12 protein-coding genes and 1 pseudogene are annotated in these 16,866 nt (G+C 41.9%); all 13 read left to right on the top strand.

The window, feature by feature from the left end; translation table 11 throughout:
- Positions 1 to 153: pseudogene (locus ACYTR8_RS03950) on the top strand (ISAs1 family transposase); the annotation flags it as partial.
- 786 nt (positions 154 to 939) lie between these two features.
- On the top strand, positions 940 to 1,857 hold the full coding sequence (glyQ, locus tag ACYTR8_RS03955) for a glycine--tRNA ligase subunit alpha (RefSeq protein ID WP_003061240.1): 918 nt from the start codon (positions 940 to 942) through the stop codon (positions 1,855 to 1,857).
- Between the two features lie 242 nt (positions 1,858 to 2,099).
- On the top strand, positions 2,100 to 4,139 hold the full coding sequence (glyS, locus tag ACYTR8_RS03960) for a glycine--tRNA ligase subunit beta (protein WP_479641700.1): 2,040 nt from the start codon (positions 2,100 to 2,102) through the stop codon (positions 4,137 to 4,139).
- 149 nt (positions 4,140 to 4,288) lie between these two features.
- Positions 4,289 to 4,546, top strand: coding sequence for a DUF896 family protein (locus tag ACYTR8_RS03965; RefSeq protein ID WP_003059168.1), 258 nt, complete (start codon positions 4,289 to 4,291; stop codon positions 4,544 to 4,546).
- Between the two features lie 164 nt (positions 4,547 to 4,710).
- Positions 4,711 to 5,055: a PepSY domain-containing protein gene (locus ACYTR8_RS03970; RefSeq protein WP_164714896.1), complete on the top strand. Its 345-nt coding sequence runs from the start codon at positions 4,711 to 4,713 to the stop codon at positions 5,053 to 5,055.
- 339 nt (positions 5,056 to 5,394) lie between these two features.
- Positions 5,395 to 6,909, top strand: a complete 1,515-nt coding sequence (glpK, locus tag ACYTR8_RS03975) for a glycerol kinase GlpK (RefSeq protein WP_111717375.1) — start codon at positions 5,395 to 5,397, stop codon at positions 6,907 to 6,909.
- 15 nt (positions 6,910 to 6,924) lie between these two features.
- Entirely contained in the window at positions 6,925 to 8,763 is a 1,839-nt protein-coding gene (glpO, locus tag ACYTR8_RS03980) for a type 1 glycerol-3-phosphate oxidase (protein ID WP_479641701.1), read from the top strand.
- A gap of 1 nt (position 8,764) precedes the next feature.
- A complete protein-coding gene (locus ACYTR8_RS03985) occupies positions 8,765 to 9,466 on the top strand; it encodes an MIP/aquaporin family protein (RefSeq protein ID WP_479641702.1) in 702 nt (233 codons plus the stop codon).
- 110 nt (positions 9,467 to 9,576) lie between these two features.
- Entirely contained in the window at positions 9,577 to 10,917 is a 1,341-nt protein-coding gene (locus tag ACYTR8_RS03990; protein ID WP_269760602.1) for an NAD(P)/FAD-dependent oxidoreductase, read from the top strand.
- Positions 10,907 to 12,418, top strand: a complete 1,512-nt coding sequence (locus ACYTR8_RS03995; protein ID WP_479641703.1) for a helix-turn-helix domain-containing protein — start codon at positions 10,907 to 10,909, stop codon at positions 12,416 to 12,418. The genes ACYTR8_RS03990 and ACYTR8_RS03995 overlap by 11 nt, the downstream gene beginning before the upstream one ends.
- Positions 12,419 to 12,539: 121 nt before the next feature.
- Complete coding sequence (gene fsa, locus ACYTR8_RS04000; RefSeq protein WP_111717369.1) at positions 12,540 to 13,184, top strand: fructose-6-phosphate aldolase; 645 nt, start codon at positions 12,540 to 12,542, stop codon at positions 13,182 to 13,184.
- A gap of 217 nt (positions 13,185 to 13,401) precedes the next feature.
- Positions 13,402 to 15,387 (top strand): transketolase, encoded by a 1,986-nt coding sequence (gene tkt, locus ACYTR8_RS04005; RefSeq protein ID WP_443597198.1) that lies wholly within the window; start codon positions 13,402 to 13,404, stop codon positions 15,385 to 15,387.
- 391 nt (positions 15,388 to 15,778) lie between these two features.
- Positions 15,779 to 16,750, top strand: coding sequence for an alpha/beta hydrolase (locus tag ACYTR8_RS04010; RefSeq protein ID WP_479641704.1), 972 nt, complete (start codon positions 15,779 to 15,781; stop codon positions 16,748 to 16,750).
- Positions 16,751 to 16,866 lie beyond the last annotated feature (116 nt).

Below are 16,866 nucleotides of genomic sequence, written 5' to 3' on the forward strand. Positions count from 1 at the left end.
GCATTTAACCTAAATCTTATCCGAAAAATGTGCTTATATTTTCTCAAAGTGATGGTATTTCCTAAAAAAGACCTCAGTTATCGTCGCAAACAACGGTATATTTCTGTCCATTTGAAAGATTATTTAGCCCAATTATTTGGAGAAAGAGGCTAAGCAGATGATTGATTTAAAAAGGAATCTTTTCAAAATTGATGTCCGGGCACAAAAGGATGAAGAGAAAGTTTTCATGCGTACGGCGCGCTGAATGCTAGTTCCTTATTAGACAAGTCAGGTATTTTATGTTAAACTAGTCGTTAGGAAAGAAAATGACAAGTTTCTTATCTTAAGCGAGTTCGGGGTGGTGAGAGCCGAATGTTAGGATTGTTGATTGGCGCTTTCTGTTCAAGTGAGGTTTGAAAAAGACCATCTGACTTGACTTGAACTACAATTAAAAGACAATGAAGTAATAAATTAGGGTGGAACCGCGTTTTGACGCCCCTATGTCTATGGACATGGGAGGCGAGGAGCGTGGTTTTTTGTTATTGACTCACTCAATAGCGGGGTCTTTGAATCAAAGCTTCAACTGTATAAAAAGCGATTACCAAGGAGTTTGCTTACCTACAAGAAGCAGGAGTAGACACCGGGAAATAAACATAACCAGTCTGATGCCAAACAGCAGTCGCTGAATAGCGACTGGCCTAGCCTATGCACTAGCTCGCTGTCAGCAGCATTATTGGCTGCTGATACTCACGTCACAAGACATTAAACCTTAAGAATGGAGAATTTCTGTCAACAAAAAAATTGACTTTTCACAGTGTCAATAGCAACTTTCTCCTTTTAGTCGTATTGTCACACGCTCATTGCTAGTACGATTGAGCTTGATACTGTACTAACTCGTCGTTTGCCGCATTGTCGGCGACAAACGGCTCCTGTCGCAAGAAATTTATAATGGAGGACACTATGTCTAAAAAACTGACTTTTCAAGAAATCATCTTGACCTTACAACAATACTGGAATGACCAGGGGTGTATGCTCATGCAGGCTTATGATAATGAAAAGGGTGCTGGGACCATGAGTCCGTATACCTTCCTGCGTGCTATTGGTCCTGAGCCATGGAATGCGGCTTATGTAGAACCGTCACGCCGTCCGGCTGATGGTCGTTACGGGGAAAACCCAAATCGTCTTTACCAACACCATCAATTCCAAGTGGTTATGAAACCATCGCCATCAAATATTCAAGAGCTCTATCTTGAGTCTTTGGAGAAATTAGGCATTAACCCTTTGGAGCATGACATTCGCTTCGTTGAAGATAACTGGGAAAACCCGTCAACAGGTTCTGCTGGACTTGGTTGGGAAGTCTGGCTAGATGGGATGGAAATCACGCAGTTTACGTACTTCCAACAAGTTGGTGGCCTTGCAACTTCTCCAGTAACAGCAGAAGTAACCTATGGGCTTGAACGTTTGGCTTCTTATATTCAAGAAGTTGATTCGGTTTACGATATTGAATGGGCACCGGGTGTTAAATATGGTGAAATCTTCTTGCAACCTGAGTATGAACATTCGAAGTACTCATTTGAAGTCTCCAACCAAGACATGTTGCTAGAAAATTTTGAGAAATTTGAAAAAGAAGCAGCGCGTGCTTTGGAAGAAGGCTTGGTTCATCCAGCCTATGACTATGTGCTTAAATGTTCGCATACTTTTAACTTGTTAGATGCTCGTGGAGCGGTTTCCGTCACAGAACGCGCAGGCTACATTGCTCGTATTCGTAACTTAGCACGTGTCGTTGCTAAGACCTTTGTTGCAGAACGCAAGAAGCTTGGCTTCCCACTCTTGGACGAAGAAACACGAGCAGCTTTACTAGCTGAAGATGGCGAATAAGTTGTCTTAAAGATGATCTTAGTTGCGAGCTTTGTAATGTTAAGAGTGAGCAAGAAGTGTGCGACCGAAGGTCGCCTCTAGGGATGCTTTTCGCTGTAGGCGAACAAAGATTAAGGTGTCTTCCTTGATCTTTGAAGGAATTTTCAAGACTGTAGGCTTGAAAATTAGGCATGAAACTCCAAGGGAGTTTGCTGCCGTCCGAGCCCCCTAAGAAAAGCATCAAGAAAAAGTAGGAGAATAAAATGAGCAAAAATCTACTAATCGAACTTGGTTTGGAAGAACTTCCAGCCTATGTGGTCACACCAAGTGAAAAACAACTGGGAGAGCGCTTGGCGACTTTCTTGACAGAAAACCGTCTCTCTTTTGAAAATATACAAACCTTTTCAACACCACGTCGCTTGGCGGCGCGTGTGATTGGGCTTGCTGATCAACAAACAGACTTGACCGAGGATTTCAAAGGCCCTGCTAAAAAAATCGCCTTGGACGCAGATGGCAACTTCTCAAAGGCGGCACAAGGTTTTGTTCGTGGTAAAGGTTTAACCACAGATGCTATCGAATTCCGCGAAGTCAAAGGAGAAGAATACGTTTATGTGACTAAACACGAAGCTGGAAAACCTGCTAAGGAAGTGCTTCTAGGGGTTGCAGAAGTGTTGACAGCAATGACTTTCCCAGTCAGCATGCACTGGGCTAAAAATAGTTTTGAATACATTCGTCCTGTTCACACCTTGACTGTACTCTTGGATGATGAAGCTCTGGACCTTGACTTCTTGGATATCCATTCTGAACGCGTTAGCCGTGGCCACCGTTTCCTTGGAAAAGAGACGACCATCACCAGTGCAGACTCTTATGAGGATGATTTGCGCAGCCAGTTTGTTATCGCTGATGCTAAAGAGCGTCAAGAGATGATTGTGGAGCAAATCAAGGCAATTGAGGCGGCCCAAGGAGTACAAGTGGATATTGATGCTGTCTTGCTCAACGAGGTCTCGAACTTGGTCGAATTCCCAACGGCCTTTATGGGAAGTTTTGATGCGAAATACCTTGATGTTCCCGAGGAAGTGCTTGTGACATCGATGAAAAACCACCAACGCTATTTTGTCGTACGTGATCAAGTAGGTCGCTTGATGCCAAACTTTATTTCTGTTCGTAATGGTAATGACCAAGCCATTGACAATGTTATTAAAGGGAATGAAAAAGTCTTGGTGGCTCGCTTGGAAGATGGTGAATTCTTCTGGCGTGAAGACCAAAAATTACAGATTGCAGACTTAGTAGCCAAGCTAGCTAACGTGACTTTCCATGAAAAAATTGGATCTCTTACTGAACATATGGATCGTACACGCGTCATTGCAGCATCCCTCGCTAAAGAAGCTAACTTATCTGCTGAGGAAGAGGCAGCTGTTGACCGTGCTGCTCAGATTTACAAGTTTGACCTGTTAACAGGTATGGTGGGTGAATTTGACGAGCTGCAAGGTATTATGGGTGAAAAATATGCTTTATTAGCTGGTGAGAACCCTGCAGTGGCAACAGCAATCCGTGAACACTATTTACCAGATGCTGCAGAAGGGGCTCTGCCTGAAACAAAAGTTGGTGCAGTCCTAGCTTTAGCAGATAAATTAGACACCCTTCTTTCCTTCTTCTCTGTTGGATTGATTCCATCTGGCTCTAATGACCCTTATGCTCTACGTCGTGCAACCCAAGGGATTGTCCGTATTCTTGATCATTTTGGATGGCGCATCCCAATGGATAAGCTGGTAGATAGCTTATATGACTTGTCCTTTGATAGTTTGACCTATGCCAATAAGGCGGATGTGATGAGTTTTATTCGAGCTCGTGTGGATAAGATGATGGGTAAAGCAGTTCCAAAAGATATTCGTGAAGCAGTTTTAGAGAGTTCAACCTTTGTAGTTCCTGAAATGTTAGCGGCAGCTGAAGCACTTGTGAACGCTAGTCATAAAGAAAATTATAAACCATCAGTTGAGTCCTTATCACGTGCCTTTAATTTGGCAGAAAAAGCGGACGCGTCTGTCCGTGTAGACCCTAGTCTCTTTGAGAATGACCACGAACAAGCTTTGTTTGCAGCTATTCAATCCTTGTCTTTAGAGGGAAGTGCCGAGAACCAAGTCGAACAAGTTTTTGCACTTCGCCCTGTAATTAACGACTTCTTTGATAATACTATGGTTATGGCAGACGACCAGGCTATTAAAAACAATCGTTTAGCTCTCTTAGCTGCCTTGGTTGGCAAGGCAAAGAGTGTTGCAGCATTCAATCAGTTAAACACCAAGTAATTAGAAAGGAGAGGACAGTTGAGAAGAAACTCTTAGATGTTCTAGAGACGTTCCTTTGTGACAAGTAAAGAAGTAGGCATTTCTTTTCTGAAAAATAAGAAGAGACTCCCACATAACTTGTTGCTGTCAACTGCCCTTAGTAACACCGTATGGATCCTAAAAAAATCGCTCGTATCAATGAGCTTGCTAAAAAGAAAAAAACGGTAGGACTAACCGGTCCAGAAAAAGTGGAACAGGCAAAACTCCGTGAAGAATACATTGAAGGCTATCGTCGTTCTGTTAGACACCATATCGAAGGCATTAAGCTTGTGGATGAAGAAGGCAATGACGTGACACCTGAAAAATTAAGACAGGTGCAACGCGAAAAAGGCTTGCACGGTCGTTCACTAGATGACCCGAATTCATAAGAAAAGCAGCTCTAGGGCTGCTTTTTGTTTATCGTGAGGACTGTTATCTAGCGGCATCACACTTCCGAAGTGACCACACGTTTTTATATTGTGTAGTCAAAATATTGGGAAAAATCATGTGTTTGGGTTATAATAGAACCAATAAAAGAAAGAAGGTAGTACTTATGACAATTAAAAAACTCTCTCTCTTAGCCATAGCCAGCCTCTCTTTACTTAGTCTTGCTGCTTGTGACATGGATGATAAAGATGATCACATGGATAATCAACCAAAAACAAGCCAAACTAGCAAGAAAGTTAAACTTTCAGAAGACAAAGCAAAATCAATTGCCTTTAAGGATGCTTCTGTGTCAGAAGCAGGTGCTGAAATGGTAACCGTTAGTCAAGAAAATGAAGATGGCATGGCAGTCTATGACATTGAATTCCATCATAAAGATCAGGAATACAGCTACACTATTGATGCTAACACAGGTGACATTGTGGAAAAATCCTCTGAACCGATTAATGAATAGGAATGCTTCATGATCATCCAAGAAATGACAATCGTGTCCAATGGCCTATAGTCTCTTAGACGTTGGGAATAATGCCCTGATGGTTAAGAGACATAGTTCTCTACGGCTCTATGCGCTGACTCTGAATCTTTAGAGTGGCCATAGGGCTCTTTTTTTGAAAGACATGTGAGATACTAGCAGGTATCATTGTTGAGAAAGGTTAGGAAAAAATTGACTGGTGAGATAGGTATCTTATCAGTTTTTTTGACCCTTTAAAAATTTCTGATAATACATTTGCATCAAATTTCGTTATAATAGAAACAAGAAAAAGAAAACGCTTACTAAAAAGGAGGATGACGCATGTCACAAGAAAAGTACATCATGGCCATTGACCAGGGAACCACTAGTTCACGGGCAATCATTTTCAATAAAAAAGGAGAAAAGATTAGCAGTAGCCAGAAAGAGTTCCCACAGATTTTTCCACAGGCAGGTTGGGTAGAACACAATGCCAATCAGATTTGGAATTCTGTCCAGTCTGTGATTGCTGGTGCTTTTATTGAATCCAGTATCAAGCCGGAACAAATTGATGCCATTGGTATTACCAACCAACGTGAGACAACTGTTGTTTGGGACAAAAAGACAGGTCTTCCGATTTATAACGCTATTGTGTGGCAGTCGCGCCAAACCGCTCCAATTGCTGAGCAACTCAAACAAGATGGCCACACAGCAATGATTCACGAAAAAACAGGCTTGGTTATTGATGCTTACTTTTCTGCAACTAAGATCCGTTGGATTTTAGACCATGTGCCAGGTGCTCAAGAACGAGCTGAAAAAGGTGAGTTACTTTTTGGAACCATTGATACTTGGTTGGTTTGGAAATTAACAGATGGAGCAGTTCATGTGACGGATTACTCCAATGCTGCCAGAACCATGATTTATAACATCAAAGAGCTCAAGTGGGACGATGAGATTCTTGACTTGCTAAATATTCCTAAGGCGATGCTGCCAGAGGTTAAATCCAATTCTGAAGTTTATGGCAAAACGGCTCCTTTCCACTTCTATGGTGGGGAAGTGCCTATTTCTGGTATGGCAGGTGACCAACAAGCAGCCCTATTTGGTCAGTTAGCCTTTGAGCCTGGTATGGTGAAAAATACTTATGGAACCGGTTCTTTCATCATCATGAATACTGGTGATGAGATGCAGCTATCGAGTAATAACCTTTTGACCACCATTGGTTACGGGATTAATGGGAAGGTTCACTATGCTTTAGAAGGCTCTATTTTTATTGCAGGCTCTGCCATTCAATGGTTGCGAGATGGTCTTAAAATGATTGAGACCTCACCAGAATCTGAACAGCTGGCATTAGCATCTACCAGTGATGATGAAGTCTACGTTGTGCCTGCCTTTACCGGTTTAGGAGCTCCTTACTGGGATTCTAATGCGCGTGGCTCTGTCTTTGGGTTGACACGTGGTACCAGCAAAGAAGACTTTGTCAAAGCAACCTTGCAATCTATCGCCTATCAAGTGCGAGATGTTATTGATACCATGCAGGTGGATTCAGGTATTGACATTCAACAACTCCGTGTGGATGGCGGTGCGGCCATGAATAATATGCTCATGCAATTCCAGGCTGATATTTTGGGGATTGACATCGCTCGTGCTAAAAATTTAGAAACAACAGCTCTAGGAGCAGCTTTCTTGGCAGGACTTGCTGTGGGGTATTGGGAAGATATGGATGCTTTGAAGGAATTAAACGCCACTGGACAACTCTTCAAAGCTAGCATGAATGAATCTCGCAAGGAAAAATTGTATAAAGGTTGGAAACGCGCTGTTAAAGCAACTCAAGTGTTCACGCAAGTCGATGACGCAGAATAATTAGAGGAGGATGGAATGGAATTTTCAAAAGAGACAAGACGTTTAGCTCTCCAAAAAATGCAAGAAAGAGATTTAGACCTACTGATTATTGGGGGAGGTATTACGGGTGCTGGTGTGGCGCTTCAAGCGGCAGCTAGTGGCCTAGATACCGGTCTGATTGAGATGCAAGATTTTGCGGAAGGAACCTCCAGTCGGTCGACCAAATTGGTTCATGGGGGACTTCGTTACTTGAAACAGTTTGACGTTGAAGTCGTCTCAGATACTGTTTCAGAACGTGCTGTGGTCCAACAGATTGCACCTCATATTCCTAAGCCAGATCCTATGTTATTACCTGTTTATGACGAACCTGGCAGCACCTTTAGCATGTTCCGTTTGAAGGTCGCTATGGATTTGTATGATCTTTTAGCAGGCGTGTCCAATACGCCAGCGGCCAATAAGGTGTTAACCAAAGAAGAAGTCTTAAAACGAGAACCAGACTTAAAACAAGAAGGCTTGCTTGGTGGCGGCGTTTACCTTGATTTCCGCAATAATGATGCAAGGCTTGTTATTGAGAATATTAAGCGTGCTAATCGTGATGGGGCTCTTATTGCCAGCCACGTGAAGGCAGAAGATTTCTTGCTAGATGATAAAGGGCAGATTATCGGTGTTAAGGCGCGTGATTTATTAACAGATCAAGAAATCATCATCAAGGCTAAATTGGTCATCAATACCACAGGACCATGGAGTGATGAGATTCGTCAATTCTCTCATAAGGGACAACCGATTCATCAAATGCGTCCTACAAAAGGAGTGCATTTGGTAGTGGACCGTCAAAAATTGCCGGTGTCTCAACCTGTCTATGTTGACACAGGGTTAAATGACGGCCGTATGGTTTTTGTCTTGCCACGTGAAGAAAAAACTTATTTTGGGACAACCGATACAGACTACAATGGAGACTTGCAACACCCACAAGTTACCCAGGAAGATGTGGACTATTTGCTAGGAATTGTCAATAACCGCTTTCCAAATGCCAACTTGACTATTAATGATATTGAAAGTAGTTGGGCTGGTCTTCGTCCCTTGTTGTCAGGCAATAGTGCCTCTGACTACAATGGTGGCAATAGTGGTAAACTCAGCGATGACAGTTTTGACCACTTAATTGATACCGTTAAAGCCTATATTAACCATGAAGATAGTCGAGAAGCCGTCGAGAAAGCCATTAAACAGGTAGAAACCAGTACTTCTGAAAAAGAATTGGATCCGTCAGCGGTATCTCGTGGTTCCAGTTTTGAGCGTGACGAGAACGGCCTCTTTACCTTGGCAGGTGGTAAGATTACGGATTACCGTAAGATGGCCGAAGGTGCTTTGAAAGTCATTATCCAAGTCTTGAAAGAAGATTTCGGCAAATCGTTTAAGCTTATCAATTCAACCACCTATCCAGTTTCTGGCGGTGAAATTAACCCAGCCAATGTGGATTCAGAATTGGAAGCCTATGCGCAATTAGGAACCCTTAGTGGACTGTCTATGGACGATGCTAGGTATTTGGCTAATCTGTATGGGTCTAATGCACCAAAAGTCTTTGCCTTAACCCGTCAATCAAAGGCCGCTGAAGGATTGAGTTTAGCAGAAACGTTATCCTTACACTATGCGATGGATTATGAAATGGCTCTGAAGCCAACGGATTATTTCCTAAGAAGAACCAATCACCTCTTGTTTATGAGAGATAGTCTAGATGCTTTAATAGTGCCAGTTATTGAGGAAATGGCTAAACACTTTGACTGGTCAACTGATGAAAAAGTTAAGCAGGAAGAAGAGCTTCGTCGTGTGATTGCAGAAAATGATTTGAGTGCCCTAAAAGGCCAGCAGGAGGACTAATATGGATATTTTTGGCGAATTTTTAGGAACGGCTCTATTGGTTTTATTAGGGAATGGTGTCGTGGCAGGGGTTGTCCTACCCAAAACTAAAAACCATGCATCTGGGTGGATTGTTATTGCCACTGGATGGGGAATTGCAGTTGCAGTGGCAGCTTTTATCAGCGGGAAAATAGCTCCAGCTCATCTGAATCCTGCTGTTAGCCTTGCCTTTGCTATGAAGGGAACCATTGCTTGGCCAACAGCTATTGTTTATAGTCTGGCTCAGATGCTAGGTGCCATGCTGGGTTCAGTTCTGGTATTCCTTCAATTCCGACCACATTATGTCGCTGCAGATAATCCAGCTGATATTTTAGGAACTTTTGCAACAGGCCCAGCTATTCGAGATAATAGTTCAAACTTATTAAGTGAAATTTTTGGGACCGTTGTCCTTGTGCTTGGTATTTTAGCTTTTGGTCTGTACGATATGCCAGCAGGTTTAGGAACCCTTTGTGTGGGTCTCCTAGTAATTGGGATTGGCTTATCTTTAGGAGGAACGACAGGATATGCGATTAATCCCGCTCGAGACCTTGGACCACGTCTGATTCATGCTATCTTGCCCATAAAGAACAAGGGAGATTCTGATTGGTCATATGCCTGGATTACTGTTGTAGGACCAATGTTTGGAGCAGCTTTAGCGGTCTTGCTCTTCCAAATAATGTCTTAAACGTTCCTGAATTGAGGGATTGGCTAGCTTAGTCAATCCCTTGATGACTTCTTTTAAGAGATAACAGTAAAACGTTTTCATATCTTGGAAACAATTGCTATAATATGATTATGACATCAAGAACGAAAACAATACATATTATTGGGGCTTCCTTTGCTGGACAGGCTTTTGTGGACAAATACCAATCCCTCAACCCCGATTGCCAGTTGATTGTGATTGATAAGGAAAAAGCACCGAACTATATTCCCAATGGGCTTAATCAACTATTGAGAGGAGATATCGGTAACTTATCTGAAGCCATGTGGCAAAGCCCTTATCAGAATTCGCCTTCTCAACATAAATTTATTGAGGCAGAAGTCCTGGCAATCCAGTCGTCTTCAAATCTCTTGATTCTCAAAGATAGCCAAGGACAGATTTTTGAAGAACCGTATGAGACTTTGGTCTGTGCGATGGGTGCGACCCCTGAGTCTCATTATATGGAGGTTCAACCCAGTCGTAGGATTTTGGTAACCAAATATTATCATGATAGCCAGAGCAGTTTAGACCTGATTGAGAACAGCCAGAAAATCTTGGTCATTGGTGCGGGCTTGATTGGGCTCGATCTTGCTTATAGTTTGTCGCTGCGAGGAAAAGACGTTGTCCTTCTTGAGGCGGCTGACCGTCCAGATGTCTACCAGACAGATGCAGAGATGATTGCTCCTATTATGAGCGGTATGTCTGCTAGGCAGGTCACTTTTATCAAGAATGCTCGGGTGAAAGCCATCAAAGAAGTGGATGAGGCAATTGTAGCCCAAACAGAACAAGGGGAATCGTTTCAAGGAGATTTGGCAATTTTGGCGATTAACTTTAGACCAAATAGTCATCTCTTAGAAGGTCAAGTGTCTTGTACCTTGGACAAAACCATTTTGGTGACCGAGCATTTACAGACCAGTCAGGAGAATATCTATGCCATTGGAGATTTAATTCCCTCCTGTTTTGGTGTTCTCGGAATGGCATACTACACGCCTTTGATTAACCAGGCCATAAAAACAGGACAAGCTCTGGCACTTCATTTGGCGGGCTACCCTATTCCGCCACTCCAAACGGTTAAGGTGTTTGGGAGCCATCATTTTGGGTATTATCGTGCTAGTGTTGGATTAACCGAGGAAGAAGCAGAACTGTACATGGATACTTGTAGTTACTTGTACCAATTCGGCTACTCAGAAGATCTTTTCTGGCTGAAATTAATAGCTCGGAAAGAGGATGGGGTTCTAGTTGGTGCTCAGCTCTTGTCCAAGTCCAATACTTTGCTGCTAGCTAATCAATTAGGCCAAGCAGTTGCCCTGAAATTAACTGATGATCATCTTGCTTTTCAAGATTTTCTCTTTTTACAAGGCCACAGTGATGCCGCCTATCATCTTCATGAAGCTTGTCTAAAACTCTTTGAAAAGAGGCATAGTCATGAAGATTGAAGAGTTAATGGATAAAGAACGAAAGGCTCAATATCGTCTCTTAGAGGCTCTCTACGCTTCCAAAAATAGCTTATTGCTAAAAGATTTAATGAGGCAATCCCATTTGTCTAAGGTTACCCTTTTGAAATACATTGATAACCTTAATCATTTGTGTCACGAGCAAGGCTTAGCTTGTCAGGTGGTGTTAGAAAAAGATATCGTCTTTTTGGAAGAAAATGGGCAGCTGACTTGGCAAGAATTAGTCGCAGCGCTTTTGAAAGAATCGGTCGCCTATCAAGTCTTGACTTACTTGTGCTGTCATGAACAGTTCAACATTACAGCTCTGTCAGCGGAACTGATGGTCAGTGAAGCAACCTTGAACAGGCAGCTAGCCTATCTCAATCAGTTATTGGCTGAATTTGATTTGGCTTTGTCACAGGGAAGACAAGTTGGCAGTGAACTGCAGTGGCGTTATTTCTACTTTGAATTATGGCGGCATACGTTGACTAAAAAAGGGCTTAATGACTTAACAAGTTGTATAGATGCACCGCATTTAGCTAATCTATTTGAGCGTTTGATTGGTCAAGCTCTGTCTAAAGACGCTCTAGAGCAGTTGTTGATTTGGTTAGCGATCTCTCAGAGGCGTATGGCTTTCCAAAAAGATGAAGGTTCCAATCTTTTAAAAGATAGTGACTTTATCGTCTCTAATAGGTTCTTCAAGCGTTTAGAAAGTGTGCTCTTGCACTATTTAAGACGTTATGCTCTTGAATTTGATAGTTTTGAAGCCAAGAGTTTATTTGCTTTTCTGCACTCCTATCCTTTGCTTCCAGTTGCCAGCATGGAGTATATTCTAGGTTTTGGTGGTCCAATTGCAGATAGGATTTCAGAAGCTTTATGGCTTTTGAAGAAGGCTCAAGTGATTGCAGAGCAGACCAAAGAAGAAATCATTTATGGTTTAGGACTCTTTTTTGCAAAAAGCTATTTCTTTAAGGGAGCGATAATCAGTCAATCAAAGGATAAAGAACAACTTTACCAGCTAGTTGATGATGAAAAACGAGACATTCTAACTGTCATGATGAATCATTTGATGCTTCAGACAGGGAGGTTAGCTAATCAGGAAACTGACTTTAGCCAGTGTCTAAGTGACGACATCTTAGAATTATTAATTTTTTCTATTGAGCGACATCAAGTCCCCCTTGCAATAGGTTTGTCACTGGGGCCAAACAAGGTAGAGTCGGCTATTGTAGAGCTTGCCATCCGGCGACAGTTGGGCAATAATCGAGATTTTCAGTTAGAAATCTATAATCCTCAAAAAGAGTATGATGGCCTAATAACCTATCAAAATGCTCACTTACCGAGGAGAGATTTGCTTTATTATCGCTTAAAGCAGTACAATTCTCCCTACGAACTTGCTGCCTTAGAGGATTTTCTCAAATCACTCTTTCAACAAAAAAATAAACAAGAGGAAGAACCGCTGGTTAGCCTAAAAGCTAAGTCTAGTTTTGAACACAACTTTGTGTGATACTTGGTCTTTTCTAAGGGCTGTCAGACTTTTATAATAATTAGGTAGGTACTCTAGGCGATAGGTGATAAACTGTTGTCAATTAGAGCGTTAATATATTGAAAAACTTTGGAGGTAAACAATGAAATTTTTCCTAGATACAGCTAACGTAGCCGCTATTAAAGCGATTAATGATCTTGGCGTTGTGGATGGTGTCACAACCAATCCAACCATTATCTCACGTGAAGGACGTGATTTTGAAACAGTTATCAAAGAAATCTGTGACATCGTCGATGGCCCAATCAGTGCTGAAGTGACAGGATTAACAGCAGATGCTATGGTAGAAGAAGCTAGAAGCATTGCTAAATGGCATGACAATGTCGTTGTTAAAATTCCAATGACCACAGAAGGGTTAAAAGCAACAAACATCCTTTCAAAAGAAGGGATTAAAACTAATGTGACCTTGATTTTCACAGTAAGCCAAGGTTTAATGGCAATGAAAGCAGGCGCAACTTACATTAGCCCTTTTATCGGTCGTTTGGAAGATATTGGCACAGATGCCTATCAATTAATCAGCGATCTTCGTGAAATCATTGACTTGTACGATTTCCAAGCAGAAATCATCGCAGCAAGTATTCGTACAACAGCCCATGTGGAAGCTGTTGCTAAATTAGGAGCACATATTGCGACGATTCCAGACCCATTATTTGCTAAGATGACTCAACATCCATTGACAACAAATGGATTGAAAACATTTATGGAAGATTGGGCTTCCTTTAAAAAATAAGGCTAAAGAGTCTGTGGCCAACGTGTCAACAGACTTTCTTATTTGATAGTCAAAAAGAAAGTGATATGAGCTTATTCCATAACGTTTTTAGTTATTTTTCTAGTAGAAAAGAATTTAGAAACTTTAGAGGATTTTCTGAAAAAGAATTGACTTTTGTGATACAATAGACAATAGAAAACGTTTAATTTTAGTTGTAATAAACAGAGAGGTTTTACTTATGACATTTGATGCAATTGACCAGTTGGCAGTAAATACTGTCCGCACCCTATCAATGGATGCCATTCAAGCGGCAAATTCTGGACACCCAGGCCTTCCAATGGGTGCAGCACCTATGGCCTACGTTCTTTGGAATCACTTCATGAACATTAATCCAAAAACAAGCCGTAATTGGTCAAACAGAGACCGTTTTATCCTATCAGCGGGACACGGAAGTGCTATGCTTTATAGCTTGTTACACTTAGCTGGTTATGATTTATCTGTAGAGGATTTAAAAAACTTCCGTCAATGGGGTTCTAAAACACCAGGTCACCCAGAAGTTAATCATACCGATGGTGTGGAAGCAACTACAGGACCTCTTGGTCAAGGGATTGCGAATGCTGTTGGTATGGCCATGGCAGAAGCTCATCTAGCAGCTAAATTTAACAAACCAGGATTTGACATCGTTGATCACTACACATTTGCTTTGAATGGTGACGGTGACCTTATGGAAGGTGTCAGTCAAGAAGCAGCAAGTATGGCGGGACACTTAAAACTTGGCAAATTGGTCTTGCTTTACGATTCAAACGATATCTCTCTTGATGGTCCAACCTCAATGTCCTTTACAGAAGATGTTAAAGGACGTTTCGAAGCTTACGGCTGGCAACATATCCTTGTTAAAGACGGAAACGATTTAGAAGAAATTGCAGCCGCTATCGAAGCAGCTAAGGCTGAAACTGAGAAACCAACCATCATCGAAGTCAAAACTATTATTGGTTTTGGTGCTGAAAAACAGGGCACATCAGCTGTTCATGGTGCTCCTCTTGGGGCAGAAGGTATTGTTTTTGCTAAGAATGCTTACAAATGGACTCACCAAGACTTTGAAGTTCCTACTGAAGTGACTGAACGTTTTGCTCAAGGCCTTCAAGCACGTGGTGAAAAAGCAGAACAAGCCTGGAATGACTTGTTTGCAGCTTATCAAGCAGAATATCCTGAATTGGCAGCAGAATACCAAAAAGCCTTTGCTAACGAAGCTGCTCAAGTTGAACTTGAAGCGCACGAACTTGGCAGCTCAATGGCGAGTCGTGTTTCTAGCCAACAAGCCATCCAACAAATCTCAGAACAAGTAGCCTCTTTCTGGGGTGGATCAGCAGACCTTTCAGCATCTAACAACACAATGGTTAAGGCTGAAACAGATTTCCAACCAGGTCATTATGAAGGCCGTAACATCTGGTTTGGTGTTCGTGAATTTGCCATGGCAGCAGCTATGAATGGTATTGCCCTCCACGGTGGAACACGCGTTTACGGCGGAACCTTCTTTGTCTTCTCAAACTATCTTCTTCCAGCTGTTCGTATGGCAGCTCTCCAAAGCTTACCAACAGTTTATGTCATGACACATGATTCTATCGCTGTCGGTGAAGATGGGCCAACGCACGAACCAATTGAACAATTGGCAAGTGTTCGTTCAATGCCTAACTTGAACGTTATTCGTCCAGCAGACGGTAACGAAACAAATGCTGCTTGGAAACGTGCCATTGCTGAAACAGATCGCCCAACTATGCTTGTATTGACTCGTCAAAACCTTACAGTGCTTGAAGGCACAAAAGAATTGGCAGAAGATGGTCTTAACAAAGGAGCTTACATCTTGTCAGAAGCCAAAGGTGACCTTGACGGTATCTTGATTGCAACAGGTTCAGAAGTGAAATTGGCAATGGATACTCAAGAAGCTCTTGAAGCAGAAGGCATTCATGTGCGCGTGGTATCTATGCCATCACAAAATATCTTTGACGAACAGTCAGCAGAGTATAAAGAAAGCATTCTACCAGCAGCTGTGACTAAACGTCTCGCTATCGAAGCAGGTTCAAGCTTTGGTTGGGCAAAATATGTTGGCCTAGCAGGAAAAACATTGACCATTGACACTTGGGGTGCTTCAGCTCCGGGAAATCGTATCTTCGAAGAATATGGTTTCACTGTGGCAAATGCAACTGAGTTATACAAATCACTCTAAGTTAAACATCCCAAACAGAGTAAATCATTTGATTTACTCTGTTTTTTTATGATAAATTACAAGAATAACTGTAATAGTTATTCAATCTCATTCAAGAGAACTTCACAAGTCGTTCTATAAGTTACACATTTTTATAGTTGGTGATTGATCCACATAGTGTCTTTTCCAAATCCATGTCAGAGATAGTAGCTAAGTCTGTTCGAGTGATTAGGAAGCCTGTAAACGCTCTTAAGTCTTTTGTTTCAATGCAGGTGTTCAGATCAGTTTTTCGCCTTACAGCTTTATCTGTTGTTCATAAAGTTTTGGTACTAATTCCGCAGAGTAGTCATTTCGGCAACACCGAAAATGTAAAAAAATTAAACGAAATCTATTGAGAAAGGATACCCTTCCATTGTTTATAATTGTCATTTTACTTTTCCTTATTTTAGTTGGCATAGCGCTGATTGAATGGGGACAAAAGCGTTCTTTATCTAGTTGGTTCATTGAAAAGTTATTTGATTATCGCAAGTACAAGCTGGCAAAGAAGCCAGATGACTACCAAGGGATTGAAACCCAACGCCAACGCAAGGTCCCTTATCACTTAGAGAATCCACAGGCGTTCATTGGCTATGAAACCAAAGAAGAGATCATTGATGATATGCAGGTTTTTATCGTGAATGACCAAGGAGACGCAAATCAAGAAGTTATTTATTATCTATATGGTAGCGTTTATTTGCGTCGTCCTGAAAAATTACACTTCAAAACCCTAAAATACTTAATTCAGTTAACCAATGCCAAGGTTGTCTTTCCGAATTTTCACAAGGCTCCCAATGCTACTTATAAGGAAGTCTATCCGAAATTAGTCGAAGCGTACATGAGGTTTTGTTTGCCAAATGGTGCAGAGCGAGTGAATTTTGTGGGGGATTCCTCTGGAGGAGGCATGGCTCTAGCTCTAACACAGTACCTGCGTGATCACCTAGCTGGTCCTCAGCCTAAGCAGGTAATTATGCTGTCGCCTTGGCTGGATGTTAGCTTTGCAAATCAAGACTATAAAAAGTGGGAATCGGTCGAAGAGTATTTGGATGCTCGTCGCTTGCGAGACATTGGGGAATTATGGGCTGGTAGCAAAGAAGAAATGCAATCGCCCTACGTCAGTCCCCTCTATGGTAACTATCAAGGGTTACCGAAGATGACAACATTTGTAGGAACTAAAGAAATTTTCTATCCCGATATTTTGACCCTACACGACCGATTATCGGAAGCCAACGTGGCAAATGAGCTCATTATTGCGCCACAAATGATCCATGCCTATGCTATTTTCCCTATTCGTGAAGCCAAAAAAGCCCAAAAACGCATGGCCGAGCTGATTAAAAGCCCAGCTTAGGAAAGGTTGATAAGAGACAGGCAAATCAGGAGTAGTGCTAAAAAAGCCTACGCTGTGAAAGATAAGAAAAACATGTCATGAGAAAAAATGACATGTTTTTCTTATCGATTAGTTGG

Source organism: Streptococcus sp. F2 (genome assembly GCF_056500955.1).

What these genes read in the sequence shown, in the direction of transcription:
- glyQ (WP_003061240.1), top strand. Translation starts at nt 940, where the DNA reads ATGTCTAAAAAACTGACTTTTCAAGAAATCATCTTGACCTTACAACAA.
- glpO (WP_479641701.1), top strand. Translation starts at nt 6,925, where the DNA reads ATGGAATTTTCAAAAGAGACAAGACGTTTAGCTCTCCAAAAAATGCAA.
- tkt (WP_443597198.1), top strand. Translation starts at nt 13,402, where the DNA reads ATGACATTTGATGCAATTGACCAGTTGGCAGTAAATACTGTCCGCACC.
- ACYTR8_RS03965 (WP_003059168.1), top strand. Translation starts at nt 4,289, where the DNA reads ATGGATCCTAAAAAAATCGCTCGTATCAATGAGCTTGCTAAAAAGAAA.
- fsa (WP_111717369.1), top strand. Translation starts at nt 12,540, where the DNA reads ATGAAATTTTTCCTAGATACAGCTAACGTAGCCGCTATTAAAGCGATT.
- ACYTR8_RS03990 (WP_269760602.1), top strand. Translation starts at nt 9,577, where the DNA reads ATGACATCAAGAACGAAAACAATACATATTATTGGGGCTTCCTTTGCT.
- glpK (WP_111717375.1), top strand. Translation starts at nt 5,395, where the DNA reads ATGTCACAAGAAAAGTACATCATGGCCATTGACCAGGGAACCACTAGT.
- glyS (WP_479641700.1), top strand. Translation starts at nt 2,100, where the DNA reads ATGAGCAAAAATCTACTAATCGAACTTGGTTTGGAAGAACTTCCAGCC.
- ACYTR8_RS03995 (WP_479641703.1), top strand. Translation starts at nt 10,907, where the DNA reads ATGAAGATTGAAGAGTTAATGGATAAAGAACGAAAGGCTCAATATCGT.
- ACYTR8_RS03970 (WP_164714896.1), top strand. Translation starts at nt 4,711, where the DNA reads ATGACAATTAAAAAACTCTCTCTCTTAGCCATAGCCAGCCTCTCTTTA.
- ACYTR8_RS03985 (WP_479641702.1), top strand. Translation starts at nt 8,765, where the DNA reads ATGGATATTTTTGGCGAATTTTTAGGAACGGCTCTATTGGTTTTATTA.